Source organism: Micromonospora sp. CNZ303, from assembly GCF_004345505.1.
Genome location: NZ_SLVT01000006.1, coordinates 133224 through 152917 on the forward strand (window position 1 = coordinate 133224; position 19694 = coordinate 152917).

The window sequence follows — 19694 nt, forward strand, 5'->3', positions numbered from 1 at the left end:
GAACCCGGATGTCAGTGCTCCGCTGGCGCAGCGTCCCTGCTGTTCGGAATGAGCGTGAAGGCCACGATCGCGGCGATCACCATGACCGCGCTCGCGATCAGGGTAGTTGCCTGCATGGCGGACACGAACGCCTCCTGCGCGGCCTCCAGTGCCGCGCTGCCGGGCGCCAGGACCGTGCTGGCCACCGCCAACGAGTCCTCGGCCCGGGTCGCAGCCCCGCCGGCGAGATCCGCGGGGAGGGCGAGGTGGAAGCGGTAGAGCACGGTGACGACGGAGCCCAGGATCGCGATGCCGAGGGCGACGCCGAGTTCGTACGCGGTCTCCGCGACCGACGCCGCCGCGCCGGCCTTGGCCGGGCGGACCGCGGAAACCACGGCGTCGACGCTGAGGGTCTCGGCCACGCCGATCCCCAGGCCCAGCGGGACCATGGCGAGCAGCACCCAGCCCAGTTGCTCGCTGCCTTCCAGCGCGGCCAGGACCGCCATTCCGCCAGCCCCGGTCAGCAGGGCGACGGCGATGGCCCGTCCCCGCCCGAGCCTGGTGAGCAGGAATCCGACGGCCGCGACCGCGGCCATCGCCGCTAGCGCCGCGGGCAACTGCGCCAGTCCCGCCCGCAGGGGACTGAGTTCGCGGGCGAGCTGGAGGTACTGGGAGAAGAAGAACAGGACGCCGCTGAGGGCGAACACGGAGATGAAGTTGACCAGCACCGCCCCGCTGAACGCGGGATTGCGGAACAGGTCCACCTCGATCATCGGCGAGTCGACCCGCCGCTGACGACGCACGAACAGCGCCCCGCCGACCACGCTCGCCGCGATCGCCACGGCGGCGGTGACGCCGAATCCGCCCGCGGTGAGCTTCTTGATCGTGTACACGAACGGGATGATCGTCAGCATCGACAACCCGCTGGAGACCAGGTCGAACCGGCCAGGGGCGGGGTTGCGGGACTCGGGCAGGAGCCACCCGCCGACGATCAGCACGAGCAGCATCACCGGGAGATTGATCAGGAACACCGAGCCCCACCAGAAGTGCTCCAGCAGCACCCCACCCACCAGCGGGCCGAGCGCGATGCCACTCGCCGCCGCGGCCGACCAGATCGCGATCGCCCGCGTCCGCTCGATCTGATCGGTGAAGATGTTCCGGATCAACGACAGCGTCGACGGCATGATCGTCGCACCCGCCACGCCCAACAGCAGACGAGCCGCGATCAGCGCCTCCGCCGAGGGGGCGAACGCCGCCAGCGCCGAGGCGAGTCCGAACGCGGCCGCACCGACGAGCAACAACCGCTTCCGTCCGATCCGGTCGGCCAGGTTGCCCATCGTCACCAGCAGACCGGCCAGGGCCAGGGAGTAGATGTCGCCGATCCACAGGACCTGCGTCGCCGTCGGCGACAACTCCGCGGTCAACGACGGCACGGCCAGGTAGAGCACCGTGGCGTCGATCGCCAGCAACGACACGGCGCCGACCAGTACGGCCAGCGACGCCCAGCGACGCGTGGGGCTCAACGCCTCACTCATCCGCATCCCCCTAGAACTAAACCGTCCCGACGGTACAGTTCTACCAGGGAGGAGACCGGAACGACGAACCGCCCGGCTGGGGCGGGCGTACCGGATCACCGCGTCGGTGCTGGTGAGACTCGCCGAGGCCGACGTGGCGCGGCTGGCCGCCGACCGGCCCAGGGCGGTGGCTCCGCCGTGGTGGGCGGCGGCGCGGCGCCGGCCGGCGTGGCGCACCTGGCCGCCCTGGTGGGCCTGACCCGGTGACCGCGCCGACCGGGACCGTCCGACGACGCCGTCCCCCGATGCGTCGACATCGTCGGCGGCCCGTGCCGATCGCGACGGCGGATCACTCCCAGCGGAAGTAGCGGGCCGCGAAGCCGCCCAGCACCACGGTGAACGCCGCCATCACGGCCAGGTGAAGCAGCGTGGGCCACGAGCCCGCCCAGGCGTCCTGGACGGCCAGGGACGCGGCCCCCAACGGGGTGAAGTCGGCGATCTTCCGCACCAGGTCCGGCATCTGCGGCCCCGGCGTCCACACCCCGGCGAAGAACATCATCGGGAAGTAGATCAGCTGGCCGACCCCCGACGAGGCCCGGGCGCTCGGCGTGACCGCCGCCACGAGCAGCGCGACGGCGCACATCGCGCTCGACCCGAGCGTGAACGCCAGGACGAAGCCGACCGCGTTGCCGGGCGGGGAGACGTCGAAGACGGTCGCCGCCACCAGCCAGGCCAGGCCGCAGGCGACCAGCAGTGCGGCGACGTTCACGACCACCTGCGCGACGAGCAACGCCGTCGGCGAGGCCGGGGTGGTCGACAGCCGGCGCAGGACGCCCCGCTCGCGGTAGCTGGCCACCACGGCCACCAGCGTCACCATCGTCACCGTCGCGATGGCCAGCGTCATGGTGATCGGCAGGTAGACCTCCACGGGACGCCGACCGCCCATCTCCTCCGACGGGTCGCGGGTCCCCGGCAGGGCCAGGCCGAGCACCAGGATCAGCAGGGCCGGGAACGCGATGGCGAAGAACGTGCCGACCGGATCCCGGAGGAACAGCTTCGCCTCGACGCGGACGATCCTGGCAAGGGCGGTCATCGGAGGCTCCTGGCAGCGGTGAGGGAGAGGACCGCGTCCTCGAGGGTGGGCCGTTCGACGCCGGGCACCTGGGCACCGGCGATCAGGTTGCGGGGGGTGTCGACGGCGACGACCCGGCCGGCCACGACGACCGCCAACCGGTCACAGAGGCGCTCCGCCTCGTCCATGAAGTGGGTCACCAGCACGACCGTGACGCCGCGGTCCCGGACCTGGCGGACCAGCTCCCACGTGTCCCGCCGCGCCTGCGGGTCCAGGCCGGTGGTCAGCTCGTCGAGGATCGCCACCTTCGGGTTGCCGACCAGGGCGAGCGCGATCGACAACCGCTGCTTCTGGCCGCCGGAGAGCTTCGCGAACACCGTGTTCCGTTTGGCGGCCAGGCCCAGCTCGTCCATCAGCTCCCGCCAGTCGGCCGGGTGCGGATAGAACGAGCTGTAGAGGTCGAGCGCCTCCCACACCTTGATCCGGTCCGGCAGCTGGCTCTCCTGGAGCTGGATGCCCAACTTCCGCCGTACCGCCGCGCGGTCCCGGTACGGGTCCAGCCCCAGCACCCGTACCGTCCCCGAATCCGGGGTCCGGAGTCCCTCGACGCACTCCACGGTGGTGGTCTTGCCGGCGCCGTTCGGGCCGACGAGTCCGAAGATCTCGCCCTCTTCCACGCTCAACGACACGTCGGCGACGGCCACGTGGTCGCCGTACTGCTTGCGGAGGTTGCGCACCTCGATGACTGACATGCCGGCAACGCTAGGAATCGCGGCGGGCGCGCAGAATGGGTCCAGCCGCCCGGTGGGGGTGTACCCAGCCCCACCCCTGGTCGGTAGCCTGCCCCGATGCGGTGGCGGTCGGTGCGACGAAGACTCGACCCGTGACCCGCTTCGTGCTCGCCGTACCGCGCTGCGTCGCCCTGGTCGTCCTGGTCGCGGCCGGGTTCGCCTACGGGTACCTCCTCGTGCTCGCCGCCACCCTGGTGCTCCCCTACCCGCTCGTCGTCTCCGGTCAGTTCCGGCTGACCGCGCTGGCCCGCCGGCTCGCCCGCGCCTGGGCCGGAGCGGACACCCCCGAGCCCGTCCGGTCGAGGCCACCCACACCGCAGCGGCGCGCGGACGGCTGGTACGTCCACGGGGACACGGTGTTCAGGTCGCCCCGGGTGCCGGCGTTCCTGCTCAGGCTCGACCAGCACGCGAAGGACCCGACGCTCGGCCGGGAATGGGCGTGGCTGATGCTCACCCCGGTCACCGGCGCGGTCCCGCTCCTGGTGCCGCCCGCGCTGATCGCGGCCGGCGTGCTCCTGCTCGTCGCGCCCCCCTGGCCGCTCGCGTGGTCGGTGCCGGTGGCCGTCGCGGCGATGGTGGCCGCGTTCCTGCTCGCGCCGGCTGCGCTGCGGGCGTACGGGCGGTGGACCGGCATGCTGCTGGGCATTGGGAAGCCACCGCAGACGGCGGTCGGCCGGTGGGTCGCCCGGACGTCGGCCGCGACGTGGCGGGGTGCCGGACTGGCCGGGCTGTCCCTCGCCGCGTTCGGCGGCCTGCTGCTCAACCTGCTCACCGCCGTCGTGTCATGGGGCGGGCTGCTGCCGTACACCCTGCCGGCCACGCGGTCGGTGGTGGAGCTCTACCGGCGCCACGTCCGCCGGTGGACAGGCGCCGACCTGCCCGCGCCGTACCGGCCGTACCCGCCGCCGCCCAGCCCCGGCGAGGACGGCAACTACCGGGTCGGGCGGGTCCTCTACACCGATCTGGTGGCGGCCGTCCAGGGTCAGCGGCCGGGGTGGCTGTTCGGCGACCCGGCCACCTGGCGCGACCAGCTGTGGGCACTGGGCTCGCTCGCCCTGGCCCCGCTCTCGTTCGTGCCGGCGGTCCTGGTCGGCTTCGGGTTCTACGGCCTGTTCTGCCAGCCGCTGACCTGGGTGAGCTGGGCGGTGCCGATCGGCCTGTCCACCGGCTACTGGATCACCCCGTTCTACCTGTGGTTCGGCATCGAGCACGTCGGTCTCGTCGGGCCGTGGCTACCGGACTGGGCGAGCATGCCCCTCGGGCTGGCCACGGCGCTGCTCGGGCTCGGCCTGGCCGGCCCGCTGATGAGGCTGCGGCTGGCGTGGGACCGGCTCCTGCTCACCCCCACGGCGGCCGCCGTGCTCGCCTCTCGGGTCTCGCACCTCGCCACCACCCGGGCCGACGCCGTCGACGTGCAGGCGGCCGAGCTGCGCCGCATCGAACGCGACCTGCACGACGGTGCCCAGGCTCGGCTCATCGCCGTCGGGCTCGGCCTGGCCGCCGTCGCGCGGCTCATGGAGACCGACCCGGCGCGGGCGCGGCTGGTGCTGGCGCAGGCGCAGGAGACATCCGCCGCCGCGCTGGCCGAGCTGCGCGACCTGGTACGCGGCATCCATCCGCCGGTGCTGGCCGAGCGCGGACTCGGCGACGCGGTCCGGGCGATCGCGCTCGACACCCCGCTGCCGGTGGACGTGGACGTCGACCTGCCCGGCCGGCTCGACGCGCCGGTCGAGTCGGCCGCCTACTTCGTCACCTGTGAGGCCCTCACCAACGCGGCCCGCTGCGCGGCCCACATCTCCGTCTCGCTGTCGCACCGCGACGGGGTGCTCCGGATGGTGGTGGCCGACGACGGTCCCGGCGGGGCCGACCCGGCCGGGGGAACCGGGCTGCGCGGCGTCCAACGGCGGCTCGCTACATTCGACGGAACCCTGACCCTGCACAGTCCGCCCGGCGGACCCACCGTCGTCACCATGGAGATCCCGTGCGCGTCGTCCTCGCCGAAGACCTCCACATCCTGAGGGACGGGCTGGTCCTGCTCCTCGAGAGCCACGGCTTCACCATCGCCGAGGCCGTCGGCGACGGGCCGTCCCTACGCACCGCCCTGGCCCGGCACCGGCCCGACGTGGCCATCGTCGACGTACGGCTGCCGCCGACCTTCACCGACGAGGGCCTCCAGGCGGCGCTGGCCGCCCGGCGGGACGTCCCCGGCCTGCCGGTGCTGGTGCTGTCCCAGCACGTCGAGCAGCTCTACGCCCGGGAGCTGCTGGCCGACGGGGCCGGCGCGGTCGGCTACCTGCTCAAGGACCGCGTCCTGAACGCCGACCAGTTCATCGACGCCGTGCGGCGCGTCGCGGCGGGCGGCACCGCGATGGACCCCGAGGTGATCGCCAAGTTGCTGACGGCCGGCGGCACCGCCTCACCCCTGGCCCGCCTCACGCCGCGCGAGCGGGACGTCCTCGAACTCATGGCCCAGGGCCGCTCCAACGCCGCCATCTCGCAGCGGCTGTTCCTCAGCGAGAGCGCCGTGGGCAAACACACCGCGAGCATCTTCGGCAAGCTGCGTCTCCCCCCGTCCTCCGACGACAACCGCCGCGTCCTCGCCGTCCTCGCGTACCTCAACGACGCCTGACCTCCGCGCTTCCCCGGCCCTGCGACGCCATCGCACGCCCTCACCACCACCGGCGCCGGCGGCAGGGCTCAGGCGAGCTGGTCCAGCGCCCGGGTGGTGTTGTGCGCGACGATGGCGAGCATGCCGGCCCGGTCGGGGAAGTCGCCGTCGAGCAGGCGCAGCGGGCCCGCCACCAGAGACAGGTGGGTCGCGAGCCGGTAGAGGCGCAGCCGGTCCTCGTCGAGACCGGGCACGGCCAGCGCCGGGTAGTCGTCGCCGAAGCGCAGCTCGAGGAAGGCGTGCTCCCACTCGACGTCGAGGAACATGGCGCCCTCGATGTCGACCAGCACCGGGCGGTCCCGGTCGTCGACCAGCACGTGGTCCGGGCCCAGTTCACCGTGGATCAGTCCGTGGCGGGAGCGGGGGGCCACGGCGGCGTACCGCTCGGCCAGGGCGTCGGCGAGCCGGTCCCGTACGGCCGCGATCCGCTCGACCCGGGCGGCGGCCTCGGCCAGGTCACGCAGCGCCCGGTCGAGGACGAGCCGCTCCACCGGCCGATCCGCCGTCGGAGTGTCGGCCCCCGGGCGGCCGTACCGGTCGCGACGCCGGGCGTGCATGCTCCGGACGGCGTCGCCCAACCGGGCCGACACCGACCCGGCGCGGCGCAGGTCACGCCGGCGCAGGTCGTGCAGGGTGCCGCCCCGGACGTCTTCCACCACGGCCACCTCGCCCGGCAGCAGGGTCGCGGTGGGGTGCAGCAGGAGCCGGGGCACGCGCACCCCGGCGGCGGTGAGCTCCCGGTGCGCCGCCGCGAACAGGCCGGCCCCGGTGGCGTGCCCGAACGGGTCGTCGGGTGCCGCTGCCGCCGCCGGCCAGTAGTCCTCCCCCGGGTGCCAGACGTAGGCGACGCCGGTGGACCCGTCGTCGAGGGTCAGCCGGTAGACGCCCTTCTTCGTGCCGCCGGTCAGCCGCCGCACCGAGACCAGCGCCCGCCCCCGCCCGAACGCCGCCCGCGCCACCGGCAGCAGCTCGTCGACCGTCAGCCCCACCCGCGCGCCACCCACCCGGCTATCCTGCCCCGGCGGCGACCGCGGTGAAAGATCAGGCGGCAGGCGTACCGCCCCCGCCGCGCACCGCGACCACGCGGCGGCGCCGGGCGAGGAGCAACACGACTCCGCCGGCCGCCACCAGGGCGAGACCGGTTCCCGCGACCAGTCCGGCCCGGGGCCCGGTGATCGGCAGGTCGCCCCCACCGCCACCGCCGTCGCCGCCGTCGTCCCCGGCACCGCCCTTCGCCGCGACCAGGACCGCGAACCCGTCCCGGTTGTCGCTGTCGTCCACGTCGGCCGCCGGCACGGCGACGGCGTTCGCCGGCAGCTCGGTGCGCGGCAGGCCGGAGCGACCGTCCGTCCGCGCGGCCAGGCCCTCGACCTGCACCGTCCCGCCCGCCAACGTGACGGGCGCCTTCGTGGCGGCCGACACCGTCACCAGCTCGTGCAGCTCGACGGCGGAGTGGCTGCCGTCGGTCGGGTCGGTGTCCTGGCCGGCCGGAATCAGCGCGAGCGTGTCGTGGGTGCAGACGGCCGACCGCCGGTCGCCGGCGACGACGCACTCCTTCGGCGGTCGGGTGAACGTCACCGCCCCGGGCAGGCGCAGCGTGACCTTGACGCCACCGACCGCCCTGCGGCCCTGGTTGGCGATCCGGTACCGCACCGCGCCCGTCTCACCCGGCTGCAACGTCCCGGTGGGTTCGAGCCGGCCGCCCGCGCCGATCCGTACCGACTGTTTCACGTCCGGCGCCACCACCGACAGATCGGCCTCGGGTTCGTCGACCAACCTGAGCGTGAACAACTTGCGGGCGGTGGTCTTCGTCGGCTCGTCGCCCCAGGCCATGCCGGCCTCGACGGAGAACGTGCCTTCGTAGGGCTGCTGGTTGTCCTGCACGTTGACGTCGAAGGGAAGATCCACCGTCTCGCCGGCTGCCGGCAGCAACTCCGCAAGCGCGCCCGGACCGATCCGGCAGTACCAACCCGCGGCGTCGCCGTCGCACTCGCCGGAGCCACCGCCCTCCGGCCACATCAGGGAGATCCCGTCCGGCCAGTCCTGCTCGCCAGGGCGGACGTAGAAGACCGCCTCCCTCGGCGTCCTGTCGGTCAGGTTGGTGAACTTGAGGTGGATCCGCTTCTTCGGGACCCCCACCGGAATCGTCGTGCCGGTCACGTCGAACGTGAACTTCGGATCCGCGTTCGCCGCCGCAGCGGGACCGCCGGGGACGGCCAGCCCGGCGAGGACGAGCAGCGTCACCGCCGCCGTGCGCGACAGCCATCGATGACCAAGACCCATGGCGGGCTCCTTCAGGCAGGCGGCGATCGTCGTCGACGACCCCCAGTCAAACCGCTCACATCGACTCTTGCAAACGTCTGCGCGGCGCGGCGTACGGGATCCGCCGCACCCGGTCACCGGGGCGGGAGCGAGCCGCCGCGCCGCGCGACGTCAGTCGGCCACCAGCAGGCCGGAGAGGAGGACGCCTCGGGCCAGGTTGAGCACGCCGTCGCAGCCGGGGAAGCCGGTACGGATACAGGCGCCGGCGGCCCGGCGGCCGAACAGGTACGGGGCGATGCTGTACGGCACCTCGGCGGTGACCGTCTCACCGGTCCCGATGTGCACGAAGTCCAGCCCGACGTCGTCGGCCTTCACGTACTCCTGGAGGATGAAGCCGCCCCGGTCGACGGCGCGGGTCAGCCCGTCGCGCCACGCGCCGGCGTCGGTCTCCCGGCCGATCAGCACGTCCACCCCGGCGGAGCCGTCGGCCGGCTTCGCCACCAGGCCGGCCCGGTCGGCCACCGCCCGGTCGAACAGGTCCGCCGTCAGCGACCAGGTACGCGGCACGTACCGGTGCACCAGGTCCCGGTCGGCGGACGGCAGCGTGTCGGCGTCCTCCCACAGCCAGGCGAAGGCCCGCTTGTTGGCGATCAGCCAGGCTGCCGCCGACACCCACATCGGCACGGTGCCCGCGGCCAGCGCCGCCGCCAGGGCGTCGACCCCGGCGCTCGGGGTGACCCGGTTGGGCACGAAGAGCCGGAACACCCCGTCGACCGGGGCGCCGCCGGCGACGAGCCGTTTCCGGTCGTCCAGCGTTACCTGGGAGACCGGCGCGACGACCAGGTCCATGCCGCACGCGGCGGCCCGCTCGACGACCGGCGACAGCAGCCGGATGAACCGCTGCGGGTCGTCGAGTCCCGGGTACTCGGCGTCGAAGTCGATCAGCATGGCGACCCGGGCACCCCCGGGCAGGCCGAGGCCGGCGCGGATCGCGGCGAACCGCCGGTCGACCGCCGAGGGGGCCGCCGCCAGCCGGGCCCGGTCGGTGAGGCCGCGCCGCCGGTAGACCTCGACGAAGCGGCGCACGGTGGTGTCCGCGTCGAACGCCCCGCCGAGGCTGCTGTCGATGTTGTACTCGACGAACCGGGGCACCCCGTCGCTGAGCAGCACGTCCGGCCGGAACGCGTCGAGCAGCGCCTCGGTCAGCGGCTCGTCGTCGTCGAGCAGCCGGGTCTCGCCGTCGGGCACGTCCAGCAGCCGGCGCAGCTCCCCCGCCGTGCCGGCCCGCCGCCGGCACGCCTCGAAGATGAGCTGGGCGATCCGGTCGGCGACGGCGTTGAGCACGCCGAGCGACGTCTCGTCCATCACCGGCGGGCGGGCCAGCCGCCACTGCTCGTTGTACGTGGCCCGGCCGTCGAAGACCTCCCGCCAGGACTGCGCCCCGGCGGCCACCATCTCGGCGCGCAGCGGCGCGGGCAGGTCGAGCCACGCCCGCGCGGCGGAGGGCCAGCGGTAGTCGGCGTCGTCCATTCATCCCTCCTTCATGACGTGTCCGATGGCGGCCCGGAGCTGCTCGCGGCTGGGCTGCACGGCCCGGTCCAGCGCCGGGGCGAACGGCAGCACCGCGCCGTCGGGGCGGGTGACGCGGCGCGGCGGCGCCACCAGCCGCACCCGCTCGACCATCGTCGCGATGATCTCCCCGGCGATGCCGCAGGAGCGGTTCGAGTCGTCCACCACCACCAGCCGCCCGGTGCGCGCCAGCGAAGCGGCGAGCGCGTCCCAGTCGAACGGGTACAGCGTGCGCGGGTCGAACACCTCTACCGACACCTGCTCGGCCAGCTCGTCGGCGACCGCGAGGGCGTCGTGCACCAGGTGCCCGACCGCGACCACGGTCACGTCGTCGCCGGGCCGGTGCACCCGGGCCCGCCCCAGCGGCACCGGGGCCAGCGCGGCGAGGTCCACGTCGGCGCGCACGTCCAGCGCCCCGGCGGGGGCGAAGACCACCACCGGGTCGTCGCACCGCACCGCCGACACCAGCAGGCCGTACGCGTCGGCCGGGGTGGCCGGCACGACCGTGGTCACCCCGACGTGGGCGAAGAGGCTGTACGGGTGGTCAGAGTGCTGCCCCGCCCAGCCCGTCCGGGAGCCGGAGCCCGGCACCAGGTAGGTGACCGGCACCGCGCACTGCCCGCCGGTCATCAGCGGGAACTTGTGCGCGTGGTTGACGATCTGCTCGAAGACCAGGAACAGCAGCGACGGGATCTGGAACTCCACCACCGGCCGCATCCCGGCCAGGGCCGCCCCGGTGGCGAAGCTGGTGAACGCCTGCTCCGACAGCGGGGTGTCGCGCACCCGGTCCGGGCCGAACCGCTTGGCCAGCCCGGCGGTGACGTTCGAGGCGGCCACCCGGATGTCCTCGCCGAGCAGGAACACCGACTCGTCGCGGGCCAGCTCGTCGGCGAGCGCCCGGGTGAGCGCCTTGCGATAGGAGAGCCTGGGCATCGCTAGCCACCTCCGGTGCGGGCGGTCAGGCCGCTGGCGTACAGGTGCGCGAGGGCGTCGGCCGGGTCCGGTTCCGCGCTGGCGAGCGCGAACTCGACGGCCCGCGCCAACACCTTCTCCACCTCGGCGTCCACGTCGGCCCGTACGGCGGCGGGCAGCCGCGCGCCCTGGATGTCCACCGGGTCGCGGGAGCGGCCCCGGGCCACCTCGTCGGGCGGGCGGTAGTCGAGGCGTACCGCGTGTTCGAAGGTGTGGTGGGCGTCGAAGCGGTAGGTGCGGGCCTCGATCAGCTCGGGGCCCCCGCCGGCGCGCATCCGGTCGACGGCGGCGCGCACGGCGTCGCGTACCGCCTCGGGGTCCTGGCCGTCGACGACGGCGGCCGGGATACCGAACGCGGCGGCGCGGCCGGGGATGCTGCCGGCAACCGCGCCCGCGACGGGCATCGTGGTGGCGTAGCCGTTGTTCTCGCAGACGAACAGCACCGGCACCCGCCACAGCGCGGCCAGGTTGAACGCCTCCAGCAGCATCCCCTCGTTGACCGCGCCGTCGCCGAAGAAGCTCACCCCGACGATGTCGTCGCCCCGGCGGCGGCGCGCCCACACCGCCCCGGTGACGATCGCCCCGGACGCGCCGACGATGGCGTTGGCGCCGAGCACGCCGACCGCGAGGTCGGCGGCGTGCATCGAGCCGCCCCGGCCGGCGTTGAGGCCGGTGACCCGGCCGCACAGCTCGGCCATCATCCGGGCCGGGTCGGCGCCCTTGGCGAGCACGTGCCCGTGCCCCCGGTGCGTGCCGGCGACCACGTCGTCGGCCCGCAGCGCCGCGCAGACCCCGGCGGCGATCCCCTCCTGTCCGAGGTACGGGTGGATGCCGCCGACGACGTGCCCGGAGCGGACCAGCTCGATCGCCCGTTCCTCGAAGCGGCGGATCAGCCGGACCGTCCGGTAGAGCCGGGCCGGGTCGGCGTCGGTCACCGCTCGCGCCCCTGCTTGACGGCGGCGAGGATGTCGTCCCAGAGCCGGGCGCGGGCGGCGAGCGCGGTGTTGACGGTGTCCGCGCACTCCTGCCACCTGGCGTCGTCGTCGCCGCACAGGTCGGCCAGCATCTGCATGGCCATCGGGGTGTGCTGCTCGCCGTCGACCTCGATGTGCCGCTCCAGGTAGTCGACGAACGTGTGCAGCCGCCGGCTGCGCTCGTTGACCGCGACGACCTGGGTGAACATGTCGGGGATCAGGTCCTCCCGGCCGAAGGCGAAGGCGGCGGCCTGGCAGTGCACCGGGGTGCTCTCGATGATCCGCCAGGTGGTGCCGGCGAACGCCGCCGACGGAGCGGGCACCCGGGCCGCCACCAGCGCCTCGGCCACCGGCCGGCCGGCCCGCAGCAGGTCGATCAGCGTGTCCACGGCGGTGGTGTCGGCACCGGCCTCGCGCATGCCCCGCACGTACAGCTCGAAGTGGCTGATGTGGCCGTCGCCCAGCTCGTCGCTCTCCTCCACCATGACGATGTCGTTGATCAGGCGGCGGCTGCCCGTGGGCCCGGTGGGGATCCACGGCACGGTGACGCAGGTGAGCTGCCGCTGCAACGACGTCAGCAGGGACATGAAGTCCCAGACGGCGAAGACGTGGTGCTCCATGAAGGTGACCAGCGCCTCGTGGCTGTCGAGAGCGGCGTAGAGCGGGTGTCGCACGACCGCCTCGCGGCGCTCGCCCACCGCCTTCTCCAGCCGTTCGATGCCCGGGTGCGTCCTACCCCAGTCGTACCGTGACATGTCAGCCTCCCTGCGGAGCGCGGTCGCGCCAGATGACCGGGCAGTACTCGGGGTCCGCGTAGTCCGGCCGCCCGTCGTCGGTGCGGCGGACCAGCACGTCGTGGTTGTACGCGGCGAGGGTGCCGTCGGAGAGCCGATACTCCCGCCAGGCGTTGTCGCCGTCCTGCAGGTGCAGCGAGATCGCCCGGCGCGGGCGGCCACTGACGTTGGCGCCGCTGCCGTGGTAGGTGCGGCAGTGGTGGAAGCTCATGTGTCCCCTGGGGATCACCATCGGCACCTTGCGGATCTCCACGCGGTTGTGGGCCGCGTTCTCGGCGAGCATCTCCTCCAGCTGGCCGCGGTCGCGGTCGGCGAAGTGGCGCACCACCGTGTCGTCGGCGCCGATCTCCGCCCAGCGGTGCGAGCCGTCGACCATCGTGATGGTGCCCATCTCCTCGCCGCAGTCGTGGAACGGGATGAACGCGGTGAGCATGTCCTCCGACGACGAGGACGCCCAGTAGTGCTTGTCGAAGTGCCAGGGCACGATGTTCGACGGCTCGCCCGAGACCGGCGGCTTCTGGATCAGCGTGGACTGGAAGACGCGGATCTCGGTGGCCCCCGCGAGGCGGGCGGCGACCGCGCCGATCAGCGGCTTGCGCAGGATCGCCCCGAGCACGTCGTGCTCGTGGTGGACGTAGTCGTTGTGCCGCTGCACCGGGCCCTTCGACGGCTCCCAGTAGGCGAGCCGCGCCGGGCGCACCGGCAGGCGGCGGTCCCGCTCGCCGGCGTAGTAGCGGTCGGAGGCGGCCGTGAGGGCGTCCACCTCGTCGTCGGTGAGCAGCTTCTTCGACAGGTACCAGCCGTGCGCGGCGTAGAACGCCACGTCGTCGTCGGAGGGCAGCAGCGCCTCCTCCTCGGCGGTCAGTGCCGGCTCGAACTCGGTCGCGGTCACGTCCGCACCTCCTGCGGTGTCGGGGCCGCGACGGCGGTGCCCGCCGCGGCCAGTTCCCGTTCCTTGGCCTCGTAGAGCGCCTTGATGTTGCCGCTGCCGAAGGTCCGCGCCCCGCGCCGCTCGATCAGCTCCAGGAAGAGCGTGCGGCGCACGTGCATGGACTCGGTGAAGATCTGCAACAGCTGACCGCCGTGGTCGCGGTCGACGAGCACGCCGAGGTCGCGCAGCCGGTCCAGCGGCGCGTCCACCGGGCCGACCCGCGCCTCCAGCGCGTCGTAGTAGCTGGCCGGGGTGCCGGCGAAGCGCACGCCCCGCTCGGCGAGGGCGGCCACCGCGGTGACGATGTCGTCGGTGCGCAGCCCCAGGTGCTGCACCCCGGCGCCGGCGTGCTGGTCGAGGAAGGCGTCGAGCTGCCCGGGCCGGCGCGAACGGTCGGGTTCCAGCAGCACCAGCGTCACCCGACCCGACCGGCTCTGCACCACCGTGGAGTTCATCGCCTGCCCGGCGACCTCCACGTGCTCGGCGAAGATCGCCGCGAACCCGAACACCTCCCGGTAGTGCCGGACCGTCTCGTCGAGCTGCCCGGGCGGCACGCAGACCGCCAGGTGGTCGATCTCGGCGAGCAGCTTGCCGCCGCCGTCGTCGGGGGGCGTCATCTCGACCGCCCCGGGCAGGAACTCGCCCCGGTCGCCGTGGCGGGACACGAGGCGGTGCAGCACGTCGCCGAAGCCCCCCACCTCGGCGGTCACCACCTCGGCGTCCGCGCCGCTGAAGACGGTCGGCGGCGTCACCCCCACCGCTCCCCGGCGCACCAGTTCGGCGTACGCGCCCGCGGCGTCGTCGACCTCCAATGCGACCACTGCCACGCCGTCGCCGTGGCGCTGCACGTACCGCGACGCCGGGTGCTCGGCGGTGAGCCCGGTGGTGAGCACCACCCGGACGTCGCCCTGGCTCAGCAGCAGCGACCGCTGGTCGGCCAGCCCGGTCTCGGGACCGCCCTGGCCGCGCAGCTGGAAGCCGACCGCCCGGTCGAAGTAGAAGGCCGCCTGCCGGGCGTCCCCCACGAAGAGTTCGATGTGGTCGATTGCTCGGATGTCCAATGTCCTCAGCCCTTTCCACGGTCTCCGCCGTGGTTGCCGTCCGGGCGCGGTCCGCCCGGGATGGTGCGGGGTCAGTCCCTCGGCCGGGCGGCCTGCGCGAGCAGCAGGCTCACGTTCTGCCCGCCGAAGCCGAAGGAGTTGGTCAGCGCGTATCCGGTGTCCGTCCTGCGCGGCTCGGCGCGGATGTGGTCCGCCGGGCAGGCCGGGTCCGGGTCGTCGAGGTTGTGCGTGGGCGGCAGCAGGCCCCGGCCGAGCGCCAGCGCGGTGGCCGCCGCCTCCAGCACCCCGGAGGCGCCGAGCAGGTGGCCGGTGAGCGCCTTGGTGGAGCTGACCGGCACCCCGCCGACACCGAACACGTCGGCGAGCGCGGTGGTCTCGGCGATGTCGCCGAGCTTCGTGCCGGTGCCGTGCGCGTTGACGTAGCCGACCCGCGCGGCGGGCACGCCGCCGCCGGCCAGCGCGCGCCGCATGCACTCCGCCGCCCCCGCGCCGTCCGGCCTCGGGGCGGTCGGGTGGTACGCGTCGGTCGTCGCCCCGTACCCGGCGACCTCGGCGTAGCCGGTGACACCCCGGGCGGCGGCGTGCTCGGCGCGTTCCAGCACCAGCAGGGCCGCGCCCTCGGCGAGGACGAACCCGTTGCGGCGGGCGTCGAACGGCCGGCTCGCCGCGGTCGGGTCGGCCCAGCCCCGGGCGAGCGCCCGGGCGTTGCCGAACGTGTCGGCGAAGGTCGGGAAGAGGGGCGCCTCGCTGGCCCCGCAGAGCACCACGTCGGCCTCCCCGGCCCGGATCAGCCGCAGCGCGTCGGCGATCGACTGGGCGCCGGAGGCGCAGGCGGTGCCGACCGACGAGGTGTAGCCGCGGATGCCGTGGCGGATGGCGATGCGGGCCGACGGCATGTTCGGCAGGATCCCGGTCAGCAGGTACGGGCTGACCGCCGACCGGCCGCGCGCGGCCCGGGCCAGCACCTGCGCCTCCAGGGTGGCCATGCCGCCGACACCGCCGACGATCACCCCGATCCGGCCCGGGTCCACGTCCCGGCCCACCTCGATGCCGGCGTCGGCGAGCGCGTCGCCGGCGGCGAGCAGGGCGAGCACCACGACCCGGTCCAGCACCCTGGTCTCCGGCCCGGTGGCGACCGTACGCGGGTCGACGTCCGGCAGCACGCCGGCGACCTCCAGCGACCCGGCGGCGGGGTGCCCGGCCGGCGGCCGGGTCAGCCCGGAGCGGCCGGAGCAGAGCGCGTCGAAGGTGGCGTCGACGCCCCGCCCGGCGGGGGTGAACAGCCCCATCCCGGTGATGACGGCCGTCACGACGGCGCCTCGGTGAGGTACCGCTCCCGCAGGACCACCTTGCGCACCTTGCCCGTGACGGTGACCGGGAGGTCGGCGGAGCGGACGGGCACCACCCGGCGCAGCGTCGCGCCGACGTCCGGGCCGAGCGCCGCGCGGACCCGCCCGGTGCGGTCCTCGGCGGGTTCGGCGCCGGCGGCGAGTTCCAGCAGCACGTCGGTGACCACCCCGTCGGCCCCCGAGGTGATCACCACCGTGCAGTCGGTGACGTCCGGGCAGGCGGCGAGGACGCGCTCCTCGGACAGCGCCGTGTAGAACCAACGCCCGTCCCCGGCGTCGACCGCGTCGACGGCCCGGTCCAGGTGGTGGTAGCGACCCTCGTCGTCGGCGTACACCAGGTCGCCGGTCAGGTACCAGCCGCGTTGCCGGGACCGGTACGTGGTGGCCGAGTCGTTCCAGTAGCCCCGGAACAGCGACGGCGAGTCGACGCCGAGCCAGCCCACCTCGCCGGCCGGCACCGGGTCGCCCCCGGCGTCGAGCACGGCGACCTGCGCGAACCGGTAGGGCCGGCCGACGCAGCGGCCGTACCGGTCGGTGTCGACGCGGTGGGTGATGTGGAACATCGAGTGGCCCATCTCGCTGGAGCCGAGCCCGTCGATGAAGACCGAGCCGGGCACCCGGGTGACCCCCTCGCGGGTCAGCACGTCGCGGGAGCCGACCGCGACCAGCCGGCGCACGTGCGGCTCGTGCGAGCAGTCGCCGGTGTTGAACCACAGCGACACCGAGTCCAGGTCGTACGCGGACAGGTCGAAGCGCGCCAGCTCCGCCCACGTCACGGAGAACCCGAACACCCCGTCGGGACGCCAGCGCTGGATCGCCTCCAGCACCCGCTCCCCGCCCTGGTCGGAGAGCAGGAGCATCTCGGCGCGGTTGCCGAGGGCCTGGTTGACCATCAGCACGGTGGCGGTGTGCGGTGCGGGCAGCGCGTTGAGGATGCGGCCGGTGCCCTGCGCCTGCGGCATGGTGAGCAGGTGCCGGGTGGCGGCGAAGAGGCTGGCGTGCGAGTGCAGCACCGCCTTGGGCACGCCCGTGGTGCCGGAGGTGTGGGTGATGACCACCGGGTCGTCGCCGTGGTGCCGGTAGTGCTCCGGCGCGGCGGCCGGATCGCCGGTGCCCGCCTCGGCCGGGGTGCCGAGCACCGGCACGCCGAGGTCGTGGCCGGCCAGCAGGGCGCGGTGCGCGTCGTCGGCGAGCACCCCGACGCCGCGCAGCCGACGGATGTACTCGGCGGCGATCTCGGGGCGCAGCCCGCCGTTCATCAGCGCCGGGATCGCGCCGAGCCGGGTCAGCGCGAGGTAGCTGAGCACCATGTCGGCGGCGGCGGTGGCCCACACGGCGACCGGGTCGCGGGGCCTGATCCCCCGCTCGTGCAGCCAGGCGGCGCGGGCGGCGACCCGCTCGTCGAGCCGGCCCAGCGTGAGCGCCCGCCCGGCCGGGTGGCCGTCCACGGCGGTGTCGAAGGTGAGGCCCGGCCCGTCCGGGTCGGCGCCGTGCGCCAGCACCCGGGCCAGCACGTTGCCGGCGCCGATCCGCTCGTCGGCGGCCAGCACCCCGCGCAGTCCCCTCTTCCTCATGGTGCGTCTCCTCCCCCCAGCAGCACCGCGACGGCTCGGGCTCCGGGCTGTCCGCCCGCGTCCCGCGCACCGCCGTCGACGGGTGCCTGTTCGATCAGGACCAGCAACGCCCGGTCGGCGTCGCCGTCGTGCAGCAGCAGCTCCGCCTCGGCGGTGCCCTCGGCGCGCGGGTCGCCGGTCGGCGCGAGGCAGAGCACCGGCCCGCCGAGGCCCCACCGGGCGGCCACGTGCCCGGCCACGCTGTTGGGCACCGACTGGAAGAAGAACAGCGGCCCGGGCCGGCCGCCGGCGGCGACCGTGGCGCGCACGTGCGCCGCGCTGGCCCGGTCCCCGGCCGCGCTGACCAGCACGACCGCGGTCCGTTCGCCGTCGGGGGCCGGCCGCCGGCCGTACGCCCGGGTCAGGCAGCGCTCGGCGACGGCCGCGACGAGGGGCGGGAAGCGGGAGTGCACGTACCCGGGCACCGGCGGCGGCGCCCCGTCGCCCGGCTCGGGCCAGGCCGCCTCGGCCAGCACGGTCAGTCGGCCGGCGGGGTGCTGCGCGGTCCCGCTCATGCCGCACCCACCAGCAGCGCGGTGTTCGCGCCACCGAAGGCGGCGTTGAGGCTCAGCGCGTACGCGGTGGCGGCGGGCCGGGGCGCGTCGCGGACGACGTCCAGCGGGCAGGCCGGGTCGGGGCCGAGCCAGCCGGCGTTGACGGGCAGCTTCCCGTGCCGCAGGGCGAGCACGGTCACCACCAGTTCCAGCAGGCCGGAGGCCTCCAGGGCGTGCCCGTGCAGCGCCTTGGTGGAGCTGACCGGGACGCGTGCCGCCGCCGCGCCGAGCGCGGTGCGCAGGGCCGCCGCCTCGGCGGCGTCGCTGTGGCCGGTGCCGGTGGCGTTGGCGTTGACGTACCCGATCGCCTCCGCCGGGAGTCCGGCCCGGCGCAGCGCCGCGGTGACCGCCCGGGCCAGGCCCCGCCCGCCCGGCTCCGGCTGGCAGGGGTGGAACGCGTCCCCGGCCCGGCCCCAGCCGAGCAGGTCGGCGACCGCGCCCCGGGCGGCGGCCCGCGACTCCAGCACCACCGCGGCGACGCCGTCGCCGAGCAGCAGCCCGGTGCGGCCGGCGCTGAACGGGCGCACCGCGCCGTCGGTGGCGAGGGCGCGGCCGGCGTCGAAAAGCGCGTACTGGTCCGGCTCGACCAGGTAGCCGGCGGCCACCACGGCCCGGGTGACGTCGCCCCGGCGGATCAGGGCGGCGGCGTCGGCGACCGCGCTGCTGGCCGAGACGCAGGCGGTGGTGTACGCCCGGGCCGGGCCGGTGAGCCCCGTCCGGGCGGCCAGCGTGGTGGTGAGCGCCGGCACGTGCGCGCCGCCGTGCACGGCCAGCAGCAGGGCCGTGCCGGCCCGGCGACCGGCGTCGAGCCCGGCGTCCCGGCAGGCCGCGTCGACCGCCTCGGCGAGTTCGTCGGCCAGGTCACCGGCGTCGGGCAGGACGGCGGCGGCGTCCACCCGGCGGGCTGCGGTGTCGAAGCGGTCCACCGGCCGGAACGCCGGGACGCCGGCCAGCACGCCGGCGAGCTGCGTGTCGGCTCCCCTGCCGAGCGCGCTGGTCGCGTGGACGCCGGTGAGCTGGACGGCCGCCGGTTCAGCCATCGACGGCGGTGGTCATCGGGCCGGGCGGGGTGCACGGCGGGGTCGCGGCCGTCAGGCACGCCCGGAAGACCGCCAGGGCGTCGTCGACGGTACGGATTCCGGCGAGCTGGTCGTCGGTGGGGTCGAGGCGCCGGTCGAGGCGCTGCTCGACGAGGTGCACCAGCCAGGCCAGCTCCATGGAGCCGATCCGGTCGCCGACGTCGGCGGCGGGCTTGCCGGCCAGGTCGGCGAGCATGGTCACCAGGTCGGCCCGTTCCAGGTCGGGCGGACCGGCCATCAGGAGTCGTCGCTCGGCGCCCCGGCGACCCGGTCGGCGACCATCGTGGTGAACTCGCCGACCGTCATCAGGGCCAGCTTCTCGGACTCGTCGTCGGCGAACTTGAGGCCGTAGCGGTCCTCGACCCGCACGGCGAGGTCGGCGAGGGCCAACGACTCCAGGTCCACCCCGGACGGGCCGAGGGTCGTCTCGTCGTCGAGGCCCTCGACGTCGTAGTTCATGTCCTCGAGCTGCTCGACGACGAAGGCGCGGATCTCGGGTCGCATGGTTAACC

General features: G+C 74.7%; 19 protein-coding genes and 1 pseudogene. 3 read left to right on the forward strand and 17 right to left on the reverse strand.

Annotation, left to right across the window (positions count from 1 at the left end; genetic code table 11):
* Positions 1–11: 11 nt before the first annotated feature.
* Positions 12–1514 carry an MFS transporter gene (locus EV374_RS12240; protein WP_132234690.1) on the reverse strand — a complete coding sequence of 501 codons (1503 nt, stop codon included), beginning with the start codon at positions 1512–1514 and terminating at the stop codon, positions 12–14.
* Positions 1515–1620: 106 nt separating this feature from the next.
* Between EV374_RS12240 and EV374_RS33375 the strand changes: the two genes are divergently transcribed.
* Complete coding sequence (locus EV374_RS33375; RefSeq protein WP_486485722.1) at positions 1621–1752, forward strand: hypothetical protein; 132 nt, start codon at positions 1621–1623, stop codon at positions 1750–1752.
* 90 nt (positions 1753–1842) lie between these two features.
* On the opposite strand, the gene EV374_RS12245 is transcribed toward EV374_RS33375, so the two are convergent.
* The gene (locus EV374_RS12245) at positions 1843–2586 is read right to left on the reverse strand and encodes an ABC transporter permease (RefSeq protein ID WP_132234692.1); all 744 of its coding nucleotides are present in this window, start codon (positions 2584–2586) and stop codon (positions 1843–1845) included.
* A 62-nt stretch (positions 2587–2648) separates the two neighbouring features.
* A pseudogene (locus EV374_RS12250) lies at positions 2649–3317 on the reverse strand (ABC transporter ATP-binding protein); the annotation flags it as partial.
* Positions 3318–3448: 131 nt separating this feature from the next.
* On the opposite strand from EV374_RS12250, the gene EV374_RS12255 reads away from it, so the two are divergent.
* Positions 3449–5374 (forward strand): histidine kinase, encoded by a 1926-nt coding sequence (locus EV374_RS12255; RefSeq protein WP_165947768.1) that lies wholly within the window; start codon positions 3449–3451, stop codon positions 5372–5374.
* Positions 5338–5985 (forward strand): response regulator transcription factor, encoded by a 648-nt coding sequence (locus EV374_RS12260; protein ID WP_132234698.1) that lies wholly within the window; start codon positions 5338–5340, stop codon positions 5983–5985. Before EV374_RS12255 ends, EV374_RS12260 begins: the two co-directional genes overlap by 37 nt.
* Positions 5986–6053: 68 nt before the next feature.
* Here EV374_RS12260 and EV374_RS12265 read toward each other — a convergent pair whose 3' ends face one another.
* The 14 genes from EV374_RS12265 to EV374_RS12330 all read right to left on the reverse strand — a co-directional run bounded on the left by EV374_RS12265 (position 6054) and on the right by EV374_RS12330 (position 19686).
* Positions 6054–7028 carry a phosphotransferase family protein gene (locus tag EV374_RS12265; RefSeq protein ID WP_486485723.1) on the reverse strand — a complete coding sequence of 325 codons (975 nt, stop codon included), beginning with the start codon at positions 7026–7028 and terminating at the stop codon, positions 6054–6056.
* A 37-nt stretch (positions 7029–7065) separates the two neighbouring features.
* The gene (locus tag EV374_RS32515; protein WP_165947769.1) at positions 7066–8307 is read right to left on the reverse strand and encodes a hypothetical protein; all 1242 of its coding nucleotides are present in this window, start codon (positions 8305–8307) and stop codon (positions 7066–7068) included.
* A 150-nt stretch (positions 8308–8457) separates the two neighbouring features.
* Positions 8458–9816, reverse strand: a complete 1359-nt coding sequence (locus EV374_RS12275) for a hypothetical protein (protein ID WP_132234700.1) — start codon at positions 9814–9816, stop codon at positions 8458–8460.
* Complete coding sequence (locus EV374_RS12280) at positions 9817–10788, reverse strand: transketolase C-terminal domain-containing protein (RefSeq protein ID WP_132234702.1); 972 nt, start codon at positions 10786–10788, stop codon at positions 9817–9819.
* 2 nt (positions 10789–10790) lie between these two features.
* Positions 10791–11762, reverse strand: coding sequence for a thiamine pyrophosphate-dependent dehydrogenase E1 component subunit alpha (locus EV374_RS12285; protein WP_132234704.1), 972 nt, complete (start codon positions 11760–11762; stop codon positions 10791–10793).
* Positions 11759–12556 carry a DUF3050 domain-containing protein gene (locus tag EV374_RS12290; RefSeq protein ID WP_132234706.1) on the reverse strand — a complete coding sequence of 266 codons (798 nt, stop codon included), beginning with the start codon at positions 12554–12556 and terminating at the stop codon, positions 11759–11761. Before EV374_RS12290 ends, EV374_RS12285 begins: the two co-directional genes overlap by 4 nt.
* A 1-nt stretch (position 12557) precedes the next feature.
* Positions 12558–13487, reverse strand: a complete 930-nt coding sequence (locus tag EV374_RS12295; protein WP_132234708.1) for a phytanoyl-CoA dioxygenase family protein — start codon at positions 13485–13487, stop codon at positions 12558–12560.
* Entirely contained in the window at positions 13484–14587 is a 1104-nt protein-coding gene (gene hppD / locus EV374_RS12300) for a 4-hydroxyphenylpyruvate dioxygenase (RefSeq protein WP_132234710.1), read from the reverse strand. Before hppD ends, EV374_RS12295 begins: the two co-directional genes overlap by 4 nt.
* Positions 14588–14658: 71 nt before the next feature.
* Positions 14659–15897: a beta-ketoacyl-[acyl-carrier-protein] synthase family protein gene (locus EV374_RS12305; protein ID WP_132234712.1), complete on the reverse strand. Its 1239-nt coding sequence runs from the start codon at positions 15895–15897 to the stop codon at positions 14659–14661.
* Entirely contained in the window at positions 15894–17510 is a 1617-nt protein-coding gene (locus EV374_RS12310; RefSeq protein ID WP_132234714.1) for a class I adenylate-forming enzyme family protein, read from the reverse strand. The genes EV374_RS12305 and EV374_RS12310 overlap by 4 nt, the downstream gene beginning before the upstream one ends.
* Positions 17507–18064: a beta-ketoacyl synthase chain length factor gene (locus EV374_RS12315; RefSeq protein ID WP_132234716.1), complete on the reverse strand. Its 558-nt coding sequence runs from the start codon at positions 18062–18064 to the stop codon at positions 17507–17509. Before EV374_RS12315 ends, EV374_RS12310 begins: the two co-directional genes overlap by 4 nt.
* Positions 18061–19143 (reverse strand): beta-ketoacyl synthase N-terminal-like domain-containing protein, encoded by a 1083-nt coding sequence (locus EV374_RS12320; RefSeq protein WP_132234718.1) that lies wholly within the window; start codon positions 19141–19143, stop codon positions 18061–18063. Before EV374_RS12320 ends, EV374_RS12315 begins: the two co-directional genes overlap by 4 nt.
* Entirely contained in the window at positions 19136–19420 is a 285-nt protein-coding gene (locus tag EV374_RS12325) for an acyl carrier protein (protein WP_132234720.1), read from the reverse strand. Before EV374_RS12325 ends, EV374_RS12320 begins: the two co-directional genes overlap by 8 nt.
* Entirely contained in the window at positions 19420–19686 is a 267-nt protein-coding gene (locus EV374_RS12330) for an acyl carrier protein (RefSeq protein ID WP_132234722.1), read from the reverse strand. Before EV374_RS12330 ends, EV374_RS12325 begins: the two co-directional genes overlap by 1 nt.
* Positions 19687–19694 lie beyond the last annotated feature (8 nt).